Annotated in this window: 19 protein-coding genes and 1 tRNA gene; 7 read left to right on the top strand and 13 right to left on the bottom strand. The window is 36.8% G+C overall.

Annotated elements, in window-relative coordinates:
- The first annotated feature begins 79 nt into the window (after positions 1-79).
- From D1094_RS09390 to D1094_RS09370, 5 genes are all read left to right on the top strand, one after another.
- A complete protein-coding gene (locus tag D1094_RS09390) occupies positions 80-1,285 on the top strand; it encodes an ABC transporter permease (RefSeq protein WP_259337889.1) in 1,206 nt (401 codons plus the stop codon).
- Position 1,286: 1 nt separating this feature from the next.
- Positions 1,287-2,546: an FtsX-like permease family protein gene (locus tag D1094_RS09385; RefSeq protein ID WP_118959829.1), complete on the top strand. Its 1,260-nt coding sequence runs from the start codon at positions 1,287-1,289 to the stop codon at positions 2,544-2,546.
- A gap of 14 nt (positions 2,547-2,560) precedes the next feature.
- On the top strand, positions 2,561-3,301 hold the full coding sequence (locus D1094_RS09380; RefSeq protein WP_118959828.1) for an ABC transporter ATP-binding protein: 741 nt from the start codon (positions 2,561-2,563) through the stop codon (positions 3,299-3,301).
- Positions 3,301-4,608, top strand: coding sequence for a hypothetical protein (locus D1094_RS09375; protein WP_118959827.1), 1,308 nt, complete (start codon positions 3,301-3,303; stop codon positions 4,606-4,608). The genes D1094_RS09380 and D1094_RS09375 overlap by 1 nt, the downstream gene beginning before the upstream one ends.
- A gap of 255 nt (positions 4,609-4,863) precedes the next feature.
- On the top strand, positions 4,864-5,580 hold the full coding sequence (locus D1094_RS09370) for an ABC transporter substrate-binding protein (protein ID WP_182440143.1): 717 nt from the start codon (positions 4,864-4,866) through the stop codon (positions 5,578-5,580).
- A gap of 11 nt (positions 5,581-5,591) precedes the next feature.
- On the opposite strand, the gene D1094_RS18625 is transcribed toward D1094_RS09370, so the two are convergent.
- From D1094_RS18625 to D1094_RS09310, 13 genes are all read right to left on the bottom strand, one after another.
- Positions 5,592-5,676, bottom strand: a tRNA-Arg gene (locus D1094_RS18625).
- A 233-nt stretch (positions 5,677-5,909) separates the two neighbouring features.
- The gene (locus tag D1094_RS09365; RefSeq protein ID WP_118959825.1) at positions 5,910-7,100 is read right to left on the bottom strand and encodes an acyltransferase family protein; all 1,191 of its coding nucleotides are present in this window, start codon (positions 7,098-7,100) and stop codon (positions 5,910-5,912) included.
- Positions 7,101-7,162: 62 nt separating this feature from the next.
- Positions 7,163-7,720 (bottom strand): NlpC/P60 family protein, encoded by a 558-nt coding sequence (locus D1094_RS09360; RefSeq protein WP_220452539.1) that lies wholly within the window; start codon positions 7,718-7,720, stop codon positions 7,163-7,165.
- A 94-nt stretch (positions 7,721-7,814) separates the two neighbouring features.
- A complete protein-coding gene (locus D1094_RS09355) occupies positions 7,815-8,675 on the bottom strand; it encodes an aminotransferase class IV (protein WP_118959824.1) in 861 nt (286 codons plus the stop codon).
- 1 nt (position 8,676) lies between these two features.
- Complete coding sequence (locus D1094_RS09350) at positions 8,677-9,552, bottom strand: DUF4392 domain-containing protein (protein WP_118959823.1); 876 nt, start codon at positions 9,550-9,552, stop codon at positions 8,677-8,679.
- Complete coding sequence (locus D1094_RS09345) at positions 9,553-10,512, bottom strand: biotin-dependent carboxyltransferase family protein (protein ID WP_220452538.1); 960 nt, start codon at positions 10,510-10,512, stop codon at positions 9,553-9,555.
- Positions 10,509-11,216, bottom strand: a complete 708-nt coding sequence (pxpB, locus tag D1094_RS09340) for a 5-oxoprolinase subunit PxpB (protein ID WP_118959822.1) — start codon at positions 11,214-11,216, stop codon at positions 10,509-10,511. Before pxpB ends, D1094_RS09345 begins: the two co-directional genes overlap by 4 nt.
- Positions 11,204-11,932 carry a 5-oxoprolinase subunit PxpA gene (locus D1094_RS09335; protein WP_118959821.1) on the bottom strand — a complete coding sequence of 243 codons (729 nt, stop codon included), beginning with the start codon at positions 11,930-11,932 and terminating at the stop codon, positions 11,204-11,206. Before D1094_RS09335 ends, pxpB begins: the two co-directional genes overlap by 13 nt.
- 32 nt (positions 11,933-11,964) lie before the next feature.
- Positions 11,965-12,762, bottom strand: coding sequence for a putative hydro-lyase (locus D1094_RS09330; protein WP_118959820.1), 798 nt, complete (start codon positions 12,760-12,762; stop codon positions 11,965-11,967).
- 130 nt (positions 12,763-12,892) lie between these two features.
- A complete protein-coding gene (locus D1094_RS09325; protein ID WP_118959819.1) occupies positions 12,893-13,612 on the bottom strand; it encodes a C39 family peptidase in 720 nt (239 codons plus the stop codon).
- A gap of 5 nt (positions 13,613-13,617) precedes the next feature.
- Complete coding sequence (locus D1094_RS09320) at positions 13,618-15,042, bottom strand: amidase (protein WP_118959818.1); 1,425 nt, start codon at positions 15,040-15,042, stop codon at positions 13,618-13,620.
- 110 nt (positions 15,043-15,152) lie between these two features.
- Complete coding sequence (locus D1094_RS09315) at positions 15,153-15,836, bottom strand: M15 family metallopeptidase (RefSeq protein ID WP_118959817.1); 684 nt, start codon at positions 15,834-15,836, stop codon at positions 15,153-15,155.
- A 12-nt stretch (positions 15,837-15,848) separates the two neighbouring features.
- Complete coding sequence (locus D1094_RS09310; protein ID WP_118959816.1) at positions 15,849-17,234, bottom strand: Na+/H+ antiporter NhaC family protein; 1,386 nt, start codon at positions 17,232-17,234, stop codon at positions 15,849-15,851.
- A 134-nt stretch (positions 17,235-17,368) separates the two neighbouring features.
- On the opposite strand from D1094_RS09310, the gene lysA reads away from it, so the two are divergent.
- Together lysA and D1094_RS09300 are read left to right on the top strand one after the other, a co-directional pair.
- Positions 17,369-18,640 (top strand): diaminopimelate decarboxylase, encoded by a 1,272-nt coding sequence (gene lysA, locus D1094_RS09305; RefSeq protein WP_118959815.1) that lies wholly within the window; start codon positions 17,369-17,371, stop codon positions 18,638-18,640.
- 14 nt (positions 18,641-18,654) lie between these two features.
- On the top strand, positions 18,655-19,929 hold the full coding sequence (locus D1094_RS09300) for an anhydro-N-acetylmuramic acid kinase (protein WP_118959814.1): 1,275 nt from the start codon (positions 18,655-18,657) through the stop codon (positions 19,927-19,929).
- Positions 19,930-19,942: the final 13 nt, after the last annotated feature.

The following is a 19,942-nucleotide window of genomic DNA, read 5'->3' as shown; positions in this document are numbered from 1 at the left end:
AACTGAACTGAACTGATGTTGACTTAATACCCATGGAATAGTTGCTGTGTTAATTGCTAAATTAGCCTTTAGAAATATATTGCGCAATCGTAGACGGTCTTTGCTGACATTATTGAGCATGGGAGGCGGTTTTTTTTTACTGTGCTTAACATTGTCTATGTCGGAAGGTAGCTACAGTAATATCATTAATATTTTTACTCAAGATCATACGGGTCATGTACAAATTCATCACACTAATTACTTAGAACGCCCATCGCTTTATAAAACAATTAACAACTTAGACTCAATACTTGCCGAGGTTGAAGCCAATCCTCAAGTAATTGGCGTAACCCCCAGAATATATGGTCCTTCCCTTGCTTATGGTAAAAATAAGACCTTTCCAGCACAAGTTATTGGAATAGATACCAAGCGTGAGGCGCTTACAACGCGCTTAAAGAGCAAAGTAAAACAAGGGCAATACATTTCTAGCGATATCAGTAAAGAAGGCTATTTTGAGGCTATGATTGGATATAGCTTAGCAAATAATTTAGCCTTAACGGTTGGTGATGAATTAGTACTAATTTCTCAAGGGATTGATGGCTCGATTGCTAACGATATTTTTTTGGTTAAAGGGATAGTTGGTGATGCAAACTCTTATGAGAAAATGAATGTTTATTTGAGTTTACCAGCAATGCAGCAATTTCTCTCTATGGGGCAAGGTGAAAATAGCCAAGCACATGAATTAGCTATTACTTTAGCACATCAGCAATTAGCTCAACCCTTTGCACAAACATTACAAAAGCAACTTGAGGTTAGCGAATTAACGGTTGCACCATGGCAAGTGGTTGAATCGTCTTTTTACAATAGTATGCAAGCCGATAAAAAAGGTAGCTATGTTTCTATGGGGATCATTATTTTTATCGTGTCTATTGGCGTACTTAACACGATATTAATGGGGACATTAGAACGAACACGAGAATTTGGTGTACTAAAAGCAATTGGTACGCGCCCTCTTTCACTATTTAATTTAATCATACTTGAATCGCTTATTCTAGCGGTAATCAGTTGCTTATTCGGCTTGTTATTATCTTTACCTGTTTGTTATTGGTTGGCGACTAGTGGTATTCCTATGCCAGAGCCTATTGATATGGGGGGAATTGTTTTTGATACCATGTTGGGGGAAGTTAGCTGGTATGTGGTGATAGTGCCTAGCGTTGTTGTCATCGCTAGTACTTTATTGGTGAGTTTTATCCCAGCAATAAGGGCTGCACAAATATCACCATTAAAAGCGCTACAGGCAACTTAATATGAAAATTAATAACGCTAGCTATGATGAAAATAAAACAACAGGTATTGTTGTTCGCTTAGCTAATCGCAGTATTTTTCGTAATACTCGTCGTACCTTACTTACAGTATTGCTTATTTCATGTAGCTTAGTGGCAATATTGTTTACCGATGCTTTTGTACGCGGCATGGTCAGCACTATGGTAAAAATATCAACGCAAACTTTTCTCGGTGAAGCACAAGTTCATCAGCAAGGCTTTAGAGCAACCAATGATATTGATTTATATATTGAAGATACCCATACCCTCTTTTCAAAAATAGCCGAAACAGAAGCTATTCAAGCATATGCACCAAGAGTGATTAGCGGTGCTATGACCTCTTCATCAGATAATGTTGCCGCAGCAATAATTTATGGTGTTGACAGTGATAAAGAAGCTCAGGTGAGTAAATTAAAACAAGCGATGGTTGATGGCCAATACCTTAGCGGTAAAGAAAGTGAAATATTACTGGGTCAACGTCTTGCTGAACTACTCGAAGTATCTTTAGGTGATAGACTTGTGGTTACAGTCTCACAGGCTCATGGTGGTGATTTATCACAAGCCTTATTTCGTGTGTCTGGGATATTCAGTTTCAATGAAAGAAATATGGATAATGGTATGGCGTTTATTAATTTAAGCCAAGCTCAAGAGTTGTTAAGTATTAACGGTGTTCATGAAATCGCCCTCAGGCTACAAAACTTAAATCAAGCTGATGATAAAACGCTTTTGTTCTGGCAAGCGTTAAATAATGAAAAGTTAGAAACTCTTGCTTGGCAAGATCTTGTGCCTCAACTAAGTAGCATGCTGGCGATGACTGAATATTCTACTTTGATCGTTTCAACGATTTTATATGTGTTGGTTTGTTTGGGTCTTATTAACACGATGTTTATGTCTATTTTTGAGCGACAGACAGAATTTGGTATTTTACTCGCCATAGGTACTCGTCCAAAACAGCTTTTCATACAAATATTACTTGAAGGCTTTTTTATCGGCTTACTTAGTATCGTGTTGGGGGTAATATTGGCGTTTATTGTTTGTTATTGGGGTTCTATAACGGGTATTGATTACACCGATTTAGAAATGACAGGCTTAACACTTAATGAACCTATTTACTTAATATTAGATACCATGAGTTTTATAAAAATGGCGTTTGCCACCTTATTAGTAACGATATTGGCATGTATATACCCAGCAGTACACGCCGCTAAATTACAGCCCTCTTTTGCAATGCGAAAAACACTTTAATAAGAGCAAATTTTATGAATAATATAGCTCAAAATAATACTCAAAAGCGTGATGTTTTAGTCAATAGTACTACGGTTATTGAAACGAAGATGTTGTGCCGTCATTTTGGTCAAGGGGATACCTTAGTTAACGCATTAACCGATGCTAACTTAACCATTAATAAAGGAGAGTTTACCACTATTATTGGCCCTTCAGGCTCAGGTAAATCAACATTGCTACAGCTTATTGGTGGATTAGATACCCCAACTTCAGGTGAAGTATTACTTGATAATAAACATATCAGCCAAATGACCGGTACTGAGCTTTCAGACTTTAGACGAGATCATATAGGTTTTATTTTTCAGGCGTATAACTTAATACCCGTCTTAAGTGCGAAGGAAAATATTGAATATATTATGTTACTGCAAGGTATTTCAGCCCAAGAAAGAGCAAAAAGAGTATCTGCTATCATGCATGATGTTGGCCTTGAAGGGTTAGAAAACAGACGCCCTGCACAGCTTTCTGGTGGCCAACAACAACGCGTTGCTGTTGCCCGAGCAATGGTATCAGAGCCTAGTATTATACTGGCAGATGAACCGACAGCGAATTTAGATTCAAAAACAGGTATCGAATTGCTTGATATGATGAAAACATTGAATGAAGAACAAAAGATGACATTTGTTTTTTCAACTCATGATCCGAAAATAATGGAGCGAGCAAAACGAATTATTCGATTAGAAGATGGCTGTATTGTTGATGATGAGTGCTTTAGTTGATGGTTGATATAAAATCATTAGCAATTGCTTATTTCGTGGTGTTTTTTAGCGCAAATTGTTATTCAGAAAACTTTACCCTAAGTGGGTATTTAAAAAGTTACCTTCTCGCTCAAGACAGTATTACGATTGAATCAATCGATAATAGCAGTAATCATTACGATATTGCGGGTAATGTGCAATCACAAAATGCATTACGATTAATGGCATCATATATATCACCAGAACATGGTAACTTTGAACTACATTATGAAATACAACCTTTGTATTTTTCAAATACTGAGTTTACTGAAAGCTCAGGTGGTTTAGGGGCAACAATTAGTGTTGCTAACACCCAATATCGCTTTAAAGATTTTGATGCAATAATGACAGAGGTTGGCGATAACGCGGTTATTCTACAAAACTTAGATCGATTCAATTATCAATACAGTAATAAATATGGTGATTTAACCATAGGCCGACAAGTCTTATCATTTGGTTCTTCGCGTTTTATTAACCCAACAGATATATTCATCCCTTTTGCTATTCAAACCTTAAATCAAGAATATCGAGTAGGCATTGACGCGATAAGGTATAAGGCTGACATTGGTGACTTTTCTGTATTAGATATGGGATTAGTTATTGGTGAAAAGGATCAAAAACAAAATAGCGCCGCATTTTTACGTACTAAAAACGCTATTGCGGGTAACGATATTGAACTAATCGCTATTGCACTTGATGAAGCATGGTTAATAGGTGGAGGACTTGAACGTGCCATTGGTGATTTTGGTTTTTGGTTTGAAACGGCTTATATGAACTGGAACCAAAAGCAAACAGGCAATAAACTAGAAAAACACCAACAACCTCCCCTACCCTCAAAACCTTATGCTAATAATTATTGGCGCACTTCTATTGGTTCAGACTATGCGATAAATGAAGATGTTATTATTATGCTTGAGTATCATTATAACGGCGCAGGTAGTAAAAGTACTGAAAAGTATCAAGCGCTTACACAACAAGCACCTTATCAAAAAGCGGGTGTTTTTTTATTAGGTCAACATTATGTTATTCCAGCAATATCATGGATTTATTCACCATTGATGTCGATCAACACCAGTGCATTTTATAATATAAATGACAGCTCTATCTTCATTAATATCAGTAGTGAAACTAGTTGGACAGATAATTTATATTCTGACTTTGGCGTATATTTAACTCATGGTGATAAGATGCAATACAGTCTGGAAAATCAACAACCGAAATTACATGTTAACTCTGAATTTGGTGCGTCACCGCTAAGTATTTATGCCAGTTTAAGATATTATTTTTAAGTGACTTACAATCATTAACAGCATGTTAGGGCTGGGGGTTAATTTTTCCTTTGCGTTAAAAAAGGGGGGAATCTCTCAGCTGAATGATTAAACAAAGATAAACACGCCCTAGTTATAAATAAAAGTAAAACTTATTTCATCCTCCACATTCATTTGTGGCTATACTAACAATAAATATTTTGTCAATTTTGTTTGGTCGACATCCTCATGTCGTAAGTAGTTATGCACTGTAAAAAATTTATTTGGTTATTTTTTTTGTTTTTTAGTTGGCTAAGCCAAGCTAATGATTATCACCTTAATATTAATACTGAGCCGATGTTACCATATAACTTTTATAGTGAAAGCAATGATATAGTTGGTATTAATATCGACATTGTAAAAGCGATATTAAAGCGTTCTAACATCAGTGCTAACTTCAACATATATCCTTGGGTTCGTTCATATAAAACAACGTTATCTCAATCTAATGCTGGCTTAATGTCGACAGCAAGAACCCCAGAAAGAGAAAAACTGTTTAAGTGGGTTGGCCCTTTAGCATCAGGCAAAGGCTTCCTTTATAAATTAAGCAATCGTGAAGATGTAACAGTTAAGACTATTGAAGATGCCAAACAATATTTAGTTGCTGTAGTGCGAGGAGACATTTATCAAAAAGTGTTTCAAGATTTAGGATTTGAGCTAAATAAAAATCTTATTTTATTTAGCTATAATGCTGAATATATTAAACCTTTCTTAATGGGGAAAGTTGATTTAATACTGGGCTCAGATATTGTTATTCCTTATATGTTATCTGAAAGAGGCAGTGATATTTCTTTAGTTACCCCTGTGGTTAAAATACCTGACACCCAAGGTAATTATCTGGCGTTAAATAATAATGTACCTGATGAAATTGTAGAAAAGTTAAATAATGCTTTAGTAGAGTTAAAAGCTGATCGTGAATATCAGCAGATTATCGAGCGATATAAAAAGCAATAAAGTTAAATAAATGGCCCACCCTGCAGGAGTCGAACCTGCGGCCTCGCCCTCCGGAGGGGCAATTTCTAAACTTTCTAGGGTATTGTAAAATAATGGCCTTTTCTTTTAGTCCTTTGGACTTCGCTGCTTTCATATAACTTGAGCTAATTCTACATAATTCAAGTTAGCTGAAGCAATGTCCCATTATTGTCCCTTGCCAAGCTTAAATCAATTAAATTTTAGTGAGGATAAAACAAGAAAATACTCATCCTATTTATTTAAAGAGAAAAGATAATTTATAGTTATCTCTATTCTCTTTAAATAACTATTTTGGCTTTCTGAAGCTTTAGCTAAACTTTCCAAAACACTCGTCGTTTGTAACAACTAAACATAGCAATGTAAGAAATGACTAAAAATAATAATGAGAATACAAATGAGCCAAAATAGTTGCCGAATAAAGGCTGTAAAGCGTCAGTAAAAATCACTGATTTTAAGCTACTACCCTTAAGTGTAATCATCAATAAAAGACGAGCTATAATACCTGCAAACATAAAAAATAAGATAGCGTTAATCCCAAATACGATAAAAGGAGCACTCCATAATTGAATTTTACGAATATCTAGCACATAACTACAAAAGGCATAACTCAGCATTGCTAGCCCTGTACTCAAAAGTACATAACTAGGTGTCCATAATGCTTTATTAATAGGAATGATTGATGTTGCTATATAACTACAAGTAATCAAGCAGATACCGACAATACAAACGGTTTTTAATTGCTTAATTAGGTTTTTCTCTGCGGATAAATAAAGACCAAATAATACCCCTGATAACGCTGTACCAATGGCGGGTAAGGTGGATAAAATACCTTCAGGGTCAAATGGTAAGGGAGTTGCTTTTGCGAAATAGACATGATTGTCCCCCAGTAGCAGGTTATCCAACCAAGCGCTAGCGTTATTACCGTAAAGCCATAGCCCTTGCTGTACTTCGCCACTTGGCAGTTTATAAGGTAGGTAAAGCATTAGCGCTGTGTAACTCACTAGCACACCAACAAAAGTAACCCATAAGAATCTAGGTTTAAGGTACATAAAACAACACAAGGTAATTAAATATACCAAACCTATACGCTGCAAGACTCCCATAATACGTATATCGAAGAAACGTTCTTCAATCCAGTTAAAGCTTGGGTCACGAAAATTGTAGTAAAACAGGGCTAAAAACCAGCCTAGCAAAATGAGTTTTAAGGTTCGAATCACACCTGCTTTGACTATTTCAGTTTTTTTAATACCTTTGTTGAGCTGTGAGTTAGCTGACAGCGTTATAGATATACCAATAATAAAAATAAAAAATGGGAATATTAGATCCGTGGGGGTGAGACCATGCCATTGAGCATGCTTTAGAGGCCAGTACATATAAGACCAACTCCCAGGATTATTTACTAAAATCATTGCAGTTATAGTTAGGCCTCGGAGTATGTCTAAGGCAAGTAGGCGGTGACTTGGTATTTGATCAAGAATTTTCTGGCAATGTTGTTTAATCATTTTTAATTCCTATTTATATAAGATTACGTATCTAAATTGATATGCCAGATTTCATATACTCATTATTGACAGAATTTTTTATCAAGTCGAATAGCACCAGAAAAATCGTTTAAAGGTATTTCTTGTATTTTTACAATGCCTTTATTTGATGTCATTCTATGAATATAACGATTATTTCCCGTTGCAATGCCGACATGAGTAATAACCCCAGGCTGCCAATTACCATAGGTGTTTTTTAAAAAAATAAGATCCCCGGCTATGGTCTCATCAACGCGTGATATATTTATGCCAAACTCATTGCTAGCTAACGAGTCTGCATGCTCTGGAAGTAGTTTATCGTTAATACCTAAGAGCTCTTTATCCCATGGGTTTTGGGTTTGTAAAGCGTTAAATTTAGACCCACATGCAGCCATAAGAACTTCTCTTGTCCAGTTCATACATTGCTCTGACATTCCTATTCGGTAACCTTTGTTTTCCCACTGTAAAGCGGATGACATTATTTTATTTGAAGTTTTAACTTGAATTTGAACTTCAGCTTCAGCTTCATTTTTGGCGTGATCTTGAGTTACAGAGCAGGCGGATAAAAATAGTATAGTTATCAAGCACATCAATTTTTTCATCGTATTCATTACCTTTATTCGTTTTAGAACGTTAACTTGAATTGGACCCGCTTTTATTGTGTAAATATTAATTAAGTTAACTGAAACACTATAATTATTCATAGTGACCTTTATATTGAGAAAACAATGTTTGTGCTGCAAGCCATAACTCACCCACTCGGCCACTACCCACTTCCTTATTTGCTATAGCAACTACCGGCGCAACTTCTTTGGTTGAACTTGTTAACCACACTTCATCGGCATTAATTACTTCATCATAAGAGACAACACGTTCTTCTACGGCATATTCACAGTATTTTTTGAGTATATCTAACAATATAAAACGGGTTACACCGGGTAATATCTGATGATCAAGATGAGGGGTAATAATCACCTTGTTTTTTACGATAAAAACATTACTAGCACTCGCTTCGGTTAACTCATTCTTACTATTGAATAGAATAGTTTCTTGAGTACTTTCCTCGACGCTTTTTTGAAAATGCATAACATTTCCAAGTAACGAAGTAGATTTTATATTACAACGCTGCCACCTTAAATCTTGATCAGTTGATACCTTATATGTTTTTACTTGGCTTTTATCTGCCAAAGGCGCATTGGGTATTCCAAAGGTAAAAGCATAAATCGTTGGTGTTAAATCATTGTTGTAAGCATGATGTCGCTGCAATGAACATCCACGGGTTACTTGAATATAAAGCGCAAGGTTTTCACCATCGTTTTTCTCAATCAACTGATTACATATATCGAGCCAATCTTTAAGGGTAAAGCTTGTTTTAATTTTAAGTGCTTTCAGTCCATCATTTAATCGATTTAAATGAGGAGCTAAGCCAATAAATTGTCCGCTATAACTAGGTATAACTTCGTAAATACCTTCGCCAAATAAAAAACCTCTGTCCATTGGGGAAATAAGGGCTTTATCAGCAGGTAAATATTCACCATTTAAAAATACAGTATTCATATTATTCTCTATTTATACCTAATTCATTAAATCCACACACACTTTCTAATTGCGCAATAAGCTGTTCACCACATGTAAAGCATAAGCCGTCTTCTGTGAGTTCGTTCAGACGAGTTACGCCATCCACACTGCCCAAACTAGACAAGTAGGTTAAAATTTCTTTTGGCGCTATTTCACTTAAAAAATTCCTGTTATGCCATATTGAAAGGAAAGAAATAAGGCCGTAAGCAGCCCAATTTGAAACGTCTGCAATGAGTAATTCATCACATTGAGTTGTAGACGGTGTGATGTCTAATTGGCGAATTGCTTCGGGAATATTACCCATACCAATTTCGTTACCGCCGTCGCCAATAGCGATAGTTGGGCAAGTTGCCAGTTTCATAAAAAAGTCAAAGCTTGCACAGTTTTTAGAAATATTTTCACCGCGCATATTGTAGTAACCATTTTGCTCACTTAACCCTGGTCTTTCTATTGATAGGATGATATCTGGGGTTAATTTTTCTAAGGCTTTTTTAGCTTGACTCTCAGCATCGGCAATATTGTTTAGGGGTAATTGATAACATTGAAAATCACCTTTTAATGCGCCGTAAAGTGGCTCACCACAGACTATAATTGGGTTTTTATTTAATGATTTAAGTACATTGTAAAGGGCGATAGCACCTACAGGCCCATCGGTTTCAAAAGTACCTGCTACAGGAAAACCAGTCCCTATTATTATGGTGCCAGAGCAATGCATTAATTGTTTTGCAGCGCGTAAATAATACCCTGAGCGTAGGCTATGCTTAACATCTTGCATACCCCGCAAGTTTCGTTGCACCAATAATGTTTCTACTTGCTGACTTATTACTAGCAGGGGAAGTGTGCTTGGTATCGTCATTTAGTCTGCTACCTTTACTAATGCGGTTTGGTTGGTTTTTACATGGGCTAAATGCAATAAGTTATGGGCTAAATGAATGGAAATCGGTTCAAAACTAAGCTTGCTACCTTGATTCGATTGCATTAAAAAATTGAGATCGAGAGAAAGCACAGAGCCAATTTTTGGATAGCCTCCTATTGTTTGCCTGTCATTTGCCAAAACAATAGGCTGTCCATCAGGAGGAATTTGTATTGCCCCCTTACAAATTCCTTCAGAATACATTTTGCTGATGCTTGAATTAATTGCTGCACCGTTAAGGCGGTATCCCATGCGATCGCACTGGCTACTGACTTGGTACTCATTAGCAAAAAACTTGGTTGTTTCGTAATTATCGAATAGCGACGCTTGGTAGCCAGTAATAACCTTCAAGGTTAATGACTCAGAATAAGTTGGAATGTCTTTTTCAGATAAACGCAGTAGCGGTGTTTTTCTTTTCTCAGGAGCAATAGCAAGTAATTGTTTTGCTGCAATGGCACGACCATCAACACCGCCCACGCTTTCCCTAAGTACAGTTGAAACACTGCCAAATTGAGGGGCAACTAAAAAGCCTCCTGCTACTGCAAGATAAATTCTACAGCCTAGCGTGGCGAAACCTATTTCAATTGTGTCTCCAGCATTCACGCGATGGCTATGCCATAGCTCTTTAGGGCAACCGTTAATGGTTAAAGGTGCCTGAGCGCCTGTAACCGTTAGGGTAGTTGAAGCATTAGCGATTAGCTTTAATCCACCAAAGCTGAGTTCTAGTGCGGTTGTGTTTATTGGGTTCTTCACTAATTTATTTGCCCAAATGAAGGCACTTTTATCAGCAGGCCCACCAGTAGTTAGTCCTAAATGTCCTTGTCCAAATCGACCTAAGTCTTGATAGGTACATAATATGCCGGGTGTGGCGACGGTAAAATAATTTTGTGCCATATCACTCATAACGTACCACCAGACTTTAAAAATTGGCCTTTGGTAATCGCCTTAAATTTAACGCTATCACCTACTTGATAAGGTATATGAGGTGTTGTGCTAGGCTCAAAAAGCGTCAGTGGACATAAACCGATTAAATTCCAACCGCCAGGAGAGCTCTCTGGATAAATAGCAGTTTGCTGATCAGCAATAGCGACAGAGCCTTTGGGCACTTTTTTTCTAGGAGTACTTAATCGAGGCATGGCAATTCTTGAGTCTACTTCACCTAAAAAGGCAAAGCCTGGGGCGAAACCTATGGCATAAACTTGATAGGTATTTTCCTGGTGGATGTTAATCACTTCTTCTACAGTCAACCCTGAATTCTTGGCAATGTTTGATAAATCTGGGCCACTTTGTGCTGAGTAATAAACAGGAATTTCAATAATATTTTTATTGACTGATGTTTCATTTGGCTCACCAAAAACTACGGCTAAACGCTGAAAAATAGTATGTTTAACGGCAAAATAATCGCTTACTAGAGGATCAAAAATCACTAATAAAGAGATATATGAAGGAATGAGTTCAATAAGGCAGTTGCTTAATTCTTCTGCCAGTATTGTTTTAAGCTGAGAAATTTTTTTGCTCAGGCTCGGATTAGCTTCATCAGACAAATATATAATTAATGCATTTTCACCTGCTATCTCTATGTGCGGGTAATTGATTATTTGCTGCATAATAACTTCAGTTGTTTAATTACATTAATAGCTTCAGCGTTATCGCCATGTACACAAAGAGAATCTACCTTTAAGACTAATGGCTCTCCTGACTGGCTAATAACTACCTTTTTGGAGATTAAATTTTCTACTTGTTCAAGCATTTCTTGTTTATTAAGTAGTGCTTTAGGGTGCTCTCGCGACATTAAGTGACCTGTTGAGGTGTATCGCCTGTCAGCAAAGGCTTCGAAAATTAAGTCAATCCTGTATTGTTTGGCTTTATCTTGATAGCTCGATTGGTCGGGTGTGGCCAATAACATTAACTTTAAAGGGCGATGATATTGGTGTATCGATTCAAAAATAGCATCGGCGACGTTGCTACTACTCATCATATCGTTATATAAAGCGCCATGAGGCTTAACATAGCTGATTGTTATACCATGGTTTTTAGCCATACCATCAAGTGCTGCAATTTGATAATGCATGAAGTCAATAATTTCACTGGTAGAACACTTCATTGAACGACGACCAAACCCCACTTTGTCGGGGTAGCTTGGATGCGCGCCTACTTCTGTTTGGTTATTTTTTGCTAATAATAGGGTGCTGTTAATAACACTTGGATCGCCCGCGTGAAAACCGCAAGCAATATTTGCCATATCAATGTGTGGCATCAACTTATTATCTTGCCCCAACTGCCAAATTCCGTAGCTTTCGCCTAAGTCACAATTCAATTTCATTTTGTTCAACTTAACTTTTTACTTTAATTTAATTACTGAATATCTATGTTATTTCGTAAACTGGTATTAGGAATATCTGTTATCAACATATAACCGGGACTATGCGTAATACAAATTGGTGGTTTGGCATTTTTTATGGCTAATTGTGGAGTCACACCACAAGCCCAGAATACAGGTATTTCCCCTTCTTTAATGGTGACAGCCTCGCCAAAGTCTGGATAATTAATATCGGTAATACCTATATCTAATGGATTACCAAAATGTATAGGAGCACCATGTACTTTAGGGAATTGGCTACAAATTTGACTTGCACGCTCAATGTCTTGAGGTTTTAAAGGACGCATGCTAACCACCATCTCTCCTTTAAAGTCATTAACAGGGCTATTGCTAATGTTAGTTTTGTACATAGGCACATTTTTTTCTTCAGAAATATTTCTCACTTCTATGTTTTCTGCTAATAAAGCTTCTTCGAAGGAGAACGAACATCCCAATAAAAAGAACATAAAATTATTTTGCCAAATATTCTTCACGTCAGCTGTTTCTCTGATTAATTCGCCATTTTCATATATTCGATATAAAGAAATGTCAGTGCGAATATCCACATCAACACCTAATATTTCAAGCGTAAAATCGCCTGCATTTTCACTCATAGCTATTAAAGGACAAGATTTAGGGTTTAACTGACAAAACGTTAAAAAATCATCAGCGTATTCTTTAGGCAGAATTACTAAGTTGCACTGCACAAAACCAGGAGCACAGCCAGAGGTAGGCTTTGTAAATGTGCCATTACGTATCTGTTGACGTATTCTTAAGGGAGTGGACTGTTGCATAAATAAAATGAGCTGTTATTTATTGATAATGAGCGAAGATTAAGTGAACTTTGTCATTAATAGAAGTTATAAACTATCGGTTTTACCGATAGTTTGATTGGTTAGGTAAGAGCCGTAAATATGCAATGTATTACTTTTCCGTGTCAGTACTTGTATCGATAAAAGTATGTAACCATAAGTCGTCACCATTGCCATTATCATTAATGGCCAGCTCAAAAGCTTTCGCTTCATAACGTAATGCTTTTCCCGATATATTGGTATTATAACCTATTGAAGATTCGGCCCATTTCTTACCTAACCATTTACCATAAGGGTCATTAACAATATAGTTTTCACCGTCAAATCCTGTAATTACCATGATATGACCTGACTTAGTGAACCAGCCGTGAATAATAGTGGGATGTCCGTTACGGGCTAATTTTCTTAGTTGTTCAATAGTACCGTTTTCATAAAATACATCTCTAATCGGTGAGCCTGCATCTTGCGCAACCTTATTAAACATAGCTTGTAACTCAATAGGGTCTTGTTTAATGCCAAATTGCTTAAACAAGTAATCAGGTGTTCTTGTTTCCTGTTTATTTTTAGGTGTGATGGCAAAATAGTCGATAACCATTGCGAAAGAAGTAATATTGCATGCGCGCCAACCTTGCTTTTTATTTTGCTTTTGATCATAAAAAGGAACTTGTGCGATTTTTTGTTTCTTATCTATATTAACAGGTTGATTTGCATAAGCTTGGATACTTAAAGCTAAGCAACAAGAGATAATCCCCGCGTTAGTTTTTAATGAGTGGCTCTTTAAAAAACTAGCTTGCAGAAAAGTAATAATGTCAGAGAAAAGAATATTAAACATCTAAATTAAGTAAATTCAGGAAAACGGGTGGTATACAGGTCGCTTACTTGTTGTTCTTCAACAACACGAGCTACGGTGAATATATGTTCTTCTTCATAAGGACGTCCAACAATTTGAATAGAGCTAGGCACTGAATTGTTACAAAATCCGTTTGGCATGGCTAACACAGGGCACTGGCCTAAAGTGTTAAATGGATAGGTCATAAACCAGCCTTTGTTGGCATCTACTTGTTTTTTATTAATAAAGACAGGGTCCTTACTGTAATCAAAGTTTGCTGGAATATTTGATGTGGCAACGGTCGGACAAATCAATACATCATATTCTTTAAACACAGGAGCAAGTTCATCCCACATTTTGCACGCATGAATATTGGCGTCAAAGACATCATCTAACGTGGTAGTTGCAACATTTTTTAAATATTGCTGAACATAAGGTGTTAGGTCGTTAAACTTTTCTGAGCTTAGGTATTCTCTTTTTAATATTTGTCCCATTAAAGCGTGTTGATGAACTTTTGCTGTTTGTATGACTTGTTCATCCCAATTAATGTCTACATATTCAACTATTGCGCCTGACTGTTCTAATACTTTAGCTGTTGTAATCAAGTTATCTTTGATGTCGTTATCAACTTCATAAAATCCAAGATCGATGGATATTGCGACTTTAAGTTGCTTAATCGATTTAGTGCTTTTTAAGCTAGGATTAATATCTGGAATAAATGAATGAGAGTCCCTCCAGTTTGCTCCTCTAATACGAGGGTATGCTAGTAGCATATCATTTAAATTTCGTGTTAATAGACCATGATGACAGTAGGGATCAATATTATAAGGGCTGATTTCAGCTACTCTACCGTGTGGTGGTTTGTAACCATAAATACCACACATTGCTGCGGGAATACGCAAAGAACCACCGATGTCAGTGCCATTGGCAAAACTACACATGCCAGAGGCAACAGCAATAGCTGAGCCACCAGAAGATCCACCACAAGTAATTGATAAATTCCACGGGTTGCGACTGATCCCCCATAATTTTGACCATGTTACTGATGAGGTAGAAAATTCAGGTGTGGTTGTTCTACCTAGTATTATAGCGCCATCGTTAAGTAATGCTTCAGGAACAGGATCTGTAGAAGTAGCAATATAATCTTTTAAACATAAAGAACCGTTAGTCATTGGTTCGCCCGTTACATACGTTTCATCTTTAATTGCTATCGCTAACCCCGTGAGAGTTTTTGCGGTATTTTCGATATATGCTTGTTCAGCAATCATTGCTTGTTCAAGTGTACGTTCAAAAAAAGTAAAGCTAAACGCGTTAACGTGATCGTTAATTTCTAAAAAACGTTGTTGATATGCATGAACCACATCAACAGGAGATAGTTTTTTATTGTTAAATTGAGTTAATAACTCTGTGGCAGAAAGGTAATGAATAGTCATGCATATTTTTAAACTAATGTAATATGCATGAATTATGATTATTGAGTTTCGATATTAAAAGTTGGAAACTATCGCCTTAAGCGATAGAAAACCAAAAGAGAAGTTAGAAACTATAAAACCTCAAAATCGAAATAATGGTTTGGGTATGCTTGATTTTTTAAGGTGAAATGCCACCATTCCATGTCATAGTCTAAAAAACCTGCTTCGATCATTATTTTTTTTAATAATAATCTATTTTTTCTTTGAAGCTCACTAATATTGCTATTTTCTGTATTAGAGAGGGGATCAAATAAATCAAATGCTGAGCCCATATCAAGTTCTTGCCATTGCCCATTAACCTTTTTTACTAAGGTTAAATCAAGTGTTGAACCACGACTATGTCCTGACTTTGCAGCTATATAAGGTCCAAGTAAGCTATTTTTGGCTAAATTAGGGTAGTAATTGTGCTTTGTAGCCGTATTGTTTAAATCATTAACCCAACGAATAAAGTGGTTTACAGCGCGTTGAGGGCGATAGCAGTCAAATATCTTTAAGTTGAGTTTTGCATCCCTTGCTTGGCGATATGCAGACATAAGAGCGTTTGCTGCAGCTTTATGTAAAATACATTTATCCGCATTGTAACCATCAATCACTTCGCCAACGAAGTTGTCTTTACTATGATATTTTATATCGAATAGAGCCTCTGGAATAAAGGTATTTATTGTGACAAAGTCATTGGGGATTGATTGATTGGCGTCACAATAAAAGCTCATCGTAAAAGACAAAACAAAAGCAATATTTATACAGTTTTTCATTTTTATAAGCGCCTAAATAAAGAAATAGCCAACTAATATATAGAGGCCTATGGTAATTACTCCACAAAATAGTGCGTAAGGCAATTGCGTTTTAACATGCTCTAATAAATCGCAACCAGAGGCTACAGCACTGACTGCAGTTGTATCTGAAATGGGCGAGCAATGATCACCAAAGACACCGCCTCCCATTATTGCTGCAAGTACAAGCGCAGGGTCTAACCCAAGATTTATAACAATCGGCATACCTATAGGAATTAAAATAGCAAAAGTTCCCCAAGATGTTCCTGTTGTGAACGAAATCAACGCCCCTGCTAAAAATAACATGGTAGGAATCAAATACAGTGGTAAGTTATCTGCGACTATACCAGAGATGAATTCACCGGTACCCAAAGCCTGCAAACTACTTCCTAATGCTAACGATAACAAAACGATGGTAACTAAGGGGAGCAATTCACTCATCCCTTTAAAGCCAATATCCATGACCTGTTGATGAGTAAAGTCGCCACTCGATATCATTAAAAAATAACCAACAAGGCAGGCCAACAAACTGGCGTATAAAACAGATAAAGAGCCAGACCCATTTACTATGTTGCCATTTCCAGTCCAAAACATAAAAGCTAACATGCCAAAGACCAAAGTAATTAGCGGTATGATCATAAACCTTGCTTTTGTGTCTGCAACTTCATTACTAAGCTCGGTATCTTTAATCGTTAATGTTTCTTCAGACTGCTTTAAAGGGCCGTAGACCTTGCCAGTGATAATGGTATAAAGCACCACAATCAAGGTTAATATCGCGTAAAAATTAAGAGGGATTGTCGAAATTAAAATGCTGATGGATGATTCAGGCAATTGATAATTACCTAATAAACCTAAAATATAAGCTCCCCAACCATTGAGTAATATTAAAATACAAATTGGCGCGCTGGTACTATCAATTATGTAGGCAAGTCGTGCTCGGCTCATCTTGAATTTATCAAAAAATCCTCGAGAAATTATCCCCGCGGTCAATACGCTTAAGTTTGATTCAATGAAGATCACCGCACCAGTAAAAAAAGTGACTAAACCAGCACGTTGCTGATTAGTAACAAGACCTTTGCTGATGAATAATTTTACGGTAGCGGTAACGCCGCCAGAATATCGCATTAACGCCATTAAAGCGCCAACAATGGTTGAAAACATCAATAAGCGCACATTGCCCGGAGAGGAAAATACTTCAACGACTTGATCAATAGTGGCTATTACGCCATCAAATAAAAAGAAGGTATGCGCTTCTTCAACTAAATATATGGTAATAATTTCTGAAGTAAAGAGAGATAATAAAAGTGCGAGTATCACTTCTTTTTTCCAGAAAACTATGATTATTGCAACAACAGGAGGTAGTACTGTAACCCAATCCATATGTCATACCGATTTCTTGAATATTATAACATATTATTCAAATTACTTTTTTAACGCTTCCCTCATATGAGTAATATACATCAGCGCATAAATAACAATAATGGCCATACTCTTTATTAATATAAAAAATAATCATGGCTCAATTCCCCTGTCAATTTAACTATGTCGAAGATGCTTTTCACGTTGAAAAACTCTCAATTACCGATCTTACTAAAAAAGTAGCCACGCCTTTTTATTTGTATTCTTATAGCGAAATAAAGCAAAATTATCAGAGACTTAGTCAAGCATTAAACAAAGTAAACGCACAAGTTTTTTATGCGGTAAAAGCCAACTCTAACCAAGCAATATTAAAAGTGCTAGCCTCTTTAGGCTCAGGTGCCGATGTAGTGAGTGAAGGTGAATTAAAACGTGCATTACAAGCAGGTATACCGGCTAATAAAATTGTTTTCTCTGGTGTAGGTAAAACCGCATCAGAAATTTCATTTGCGTTAAAGAGTGGCATTTTACAATTCAATGTTGAGTCTGAAGCCGAATTAGAACATATCAGTGAACTATGTGTTTCGTTAAAGCTGACGGCCAAAATTGCTATTCGTATTAATCCTGATATTGAAGCGAATACCCATGCCAAAATATCAACAGGAAAAGCTGAAAACAAATTTGGTATTGAACACACCAGAACTCTAGATATCTATCAATATGCTGCAAATTTACCTGGTATTCAAGTACAAGGAATAGATGTGCATATTGGCTCTCAAATTAATGATCTTGAGCCATTTGAAGCATCATTCAAAAGAATATCGGAATTAGTGTGCCAACTCAGAGATAAAGGTCATGAAATAGAGATTATAGATATAGGTGGTGGGCTAGGTGTTAGTTATGATGCTGAAACAGACGAGCCTTTCGATATTAACGAATACGCTAGTCTGGTTGAACAGCACTTAACGTCATTAGGCTGTAATATTATTGTTGAACCTGGGCGCTCATTATTGGCCAGTGCAGGAGCGTTAATTACCCAAGTCAGTTATATAAAAAACACCAAAGATAAGCAGTTTTTAATTCTAGATGCGGGTATGAATGACTTTGCTCGCCCAAGTTTGTATGACGCCTATCATCAAATACTCCCTGTAAGCCTTAATAAAAAGGAAAATGCTATTTACGATATTGTTGGACCTGTTTGTGAAACAGGGGATACCTTTGCTAAGTCACGAAGTATACCAAGTGTGCAGCAGGGGGATTATTTAGTGATTAAAGACACTGGCGCTTATGGTTCGACGATGTCGTCAAATTACAATACCCGCCCATTTATTCAAGAAATAATGGTAAAAGATTCGCAGTTTTCTACTATCCGCGAATTACAAACATTAGAAGAGCTCATCAGTAAAGATAAATTACCTGACTGGTTATAATATGGAAAATAATAATGTTCAAAGACCATTCATGGAAAAATAAGGTGAACAGTCATCTAAATGGCATTAAATCTAATTTATACATAGGTATTATGTCAGGTACCAGTGTTGATGGTATCGATGTAGTACTCTCTAAAATACAGCATAATAGCACGGTGCTAGTCGGCGGTACGTCCTGTTCGTTTGATGAAAGTCTTAGAACAGAAATACTCTTGCTATGCCAAACTGCGCGTTGTGAATTGATCACGTTAGGACAACTTGAAGTAAAATTAACTAAAAGCTACGCTAAAGCCGTTCAGCAACTTTTGGCTAATTATCAACTTGAACCCTGTCAAATAAGAGCGATTGGCTGCCATGGTCAAACTGTTCTGCACCATCCTTTTGGCGATCACCCTTTTTCAATGCAATTAGTTAATGCCAATGTACTCGCCGCAGAAACAGGCATTACCTGTGTAACTGGTTTTAGAGGTATGGACATCGCGTTCCAAGGACAAGGCGCACCTTTAGTCCCTATGTTTCACCAAAGTTTATTTGAAAATACCGTACCTTCAGCTAATTCTGACCCTTCAAAAAATAGAGTTTTACTGAATTTAGGGGGGATCGCTAATTTAACGCTGATCAGTGAAAAGGTGCTAAAAGGTTTTGATACAGGACCATGTAATACGTTACTCGATAGCTGGATGCAAACTAAATGCTCACAGCCCTATGATAAAAATGGTGAGCTCGCACTTTCGGGTAAGGTAAATAAATCTCTGCTGAGTATTTTATTAGCGGATCATTATTTTTCTCAACCTCACCCTAAAAGCACCGGTAGAGAATATTTTAATTTAGCTTGGTTTAACCAAAAGCTTGAACAGTTTGAGAGTATTCACTCGCAATCACTTTCACACCCACTGTCAAATGCCGATATCATGGCTACTTTAGTTCAACTCTCTGCAGTTAGCATTACTAACGAGTTAAACCAAGCACTCAGCCAAGAAAAAAGCAGAGAGTTAAACCAAGAATTGAAACAACAAGCATCTGGAAGCTTATTGGTATTTGGCGGAGGCACACAAAACATTGCCTTAATGAACGCACTAAGTCGCTTATTACCTTTATGGCACATTGAAACCACTGACAGTATTGGTATAGAAAGTCAGTATATGGAAGCCCTCGCCTTTGCATGGTTAAGTTATCGTTGTATTACTGGCCAAGTGGCTAACGCCCCTAGTGTTACTGGTGCTACACAGGCAACTATTTTAGGACAAATCACCCAAGTGACACGCCAAAAGTTGGTTTTGGGAGAATAAAAGCTGCAATTAA

This window comes from Colwellia sp. RSH04 (assembly GCF_003545765.1).
Lineage (GTDB): Bacteria > Pseudomonadota > Gammaproteobacteria > Enterobacterales > Alteromonadaceae > Colwellia.
This window is presented reverse-complemented; position numbering and strand designations above follow the sequence as displayed.

Coding starts and splice junctions, on each gene's coding strand:
- D1094_RS09355 (WP_118959824.1), bottom strand. CDS start 8,675: ATGAATACTGTATTTTTAAATGGTGAATATTTACCTGCTGATAAAGCC.
- D1094_RS09325 (WP_118959819.1), bottom strand. CDS start 13,612: ATGTTTAATATTCTTTTCTCTGACATTATTACTTTTCTGCAAGCTAGT.
- pxpB (WP_118959822.1), bottom strand. CDS start 11,216: ATGCAGCAAATAATCAATTACCCGCACATAGAGATAGCAGGTGAAAAT.
- lysA (WP_118959815.1), top strand. CDS start 17,369: ATGGCTCAATTCCCCTGTCAATTTAACTATGTCGAAGATGCTTTTCAC.
- D1094_RS09345 (WP_220452538.1), bottom strand. CDS start 10,512: ATGAGTGATATGGCACAAAATTATTTTACCGTCGCCACACCCGGCATA.
- D1094_RS09385 (WP_118959829.1), top strand. CDS start 1,287: ATGAAAATTAATAACGCTAGCTATGATGAAAATAAAACAACAGGTATT.
- D1094_RS09375 (WP_118959827.1), top strand. CDS start 3,301: ATGGTTGATATAAAATCATTAGCAATTGCTTATTTCGTGGTGTTTTTT.
- D1094_RS09300 (WP_118959814.1), top strand. CDS start 18,655: ATGTTCAAAGACCATTCATGGAAAAATAAGGTGAACAGTCATCTAAAT.
- D1094_RS09315 (WP_118959817.1), bottom strand. CDS start 15,836: ATGAAAAACTGTATAAATATTGCTTTTGTTTTGTCTTTTACGATGAGC.
- D1094_RS09330 (WP_118959820.1), bottom strand. CDS start 12,762: ATGCAACAGTCCACTCCCTTAAGAATACGTCAACAGATACGTAATGGC.
- D1094_RS09310 (WP_118959816.1), bottom strand. CDS start 17,234: ATGGATTGGGTTACAGTACTACCTCCTGTTGTTGCAATAATCATAGTT.
- D1094_RS09350 (WP_118959823.1), bottom strand. CDS start 9,552: ATGACGATACCAAGCACACTTCCCCTGCTAGTAATAAGTCAGCAAGTA.
- D1094_RS09380 (WP_118959828.1), top strand. CDS start 2,561: ATGAATAATATAGCTCAAAATAATACTCAAAAGCGTGATGTTTTAGTC.
- D1094_RS09320 (WP_118959818.1), bottom strand. CDS start 15,042: ATGACTATTCATTACCTTTCTGCCACAGAGTTATTAACTCAATTTAAC.
- D1094_RS09365 (WP_118959825.1), bottom strand. CDS start 7,100: ATGATTAAACAACATTGCCAGAAAATTCTTGATCAAATACCAAGTCAC.
- D1094_RS09360 (WP_220452539.1), bottom strand. CDS start 7,720: ATGAAAAAATTGATGTGCTTGATAACTATACTATTTTTATCCGCCTGC.
- D1094_RS09335 (WP_118959821.1), bottom strand. CDS start 11,932: ATGAAATTGAATTGTGACTTAGGCGAAAGCTACGGAATTTGGCAGTTG.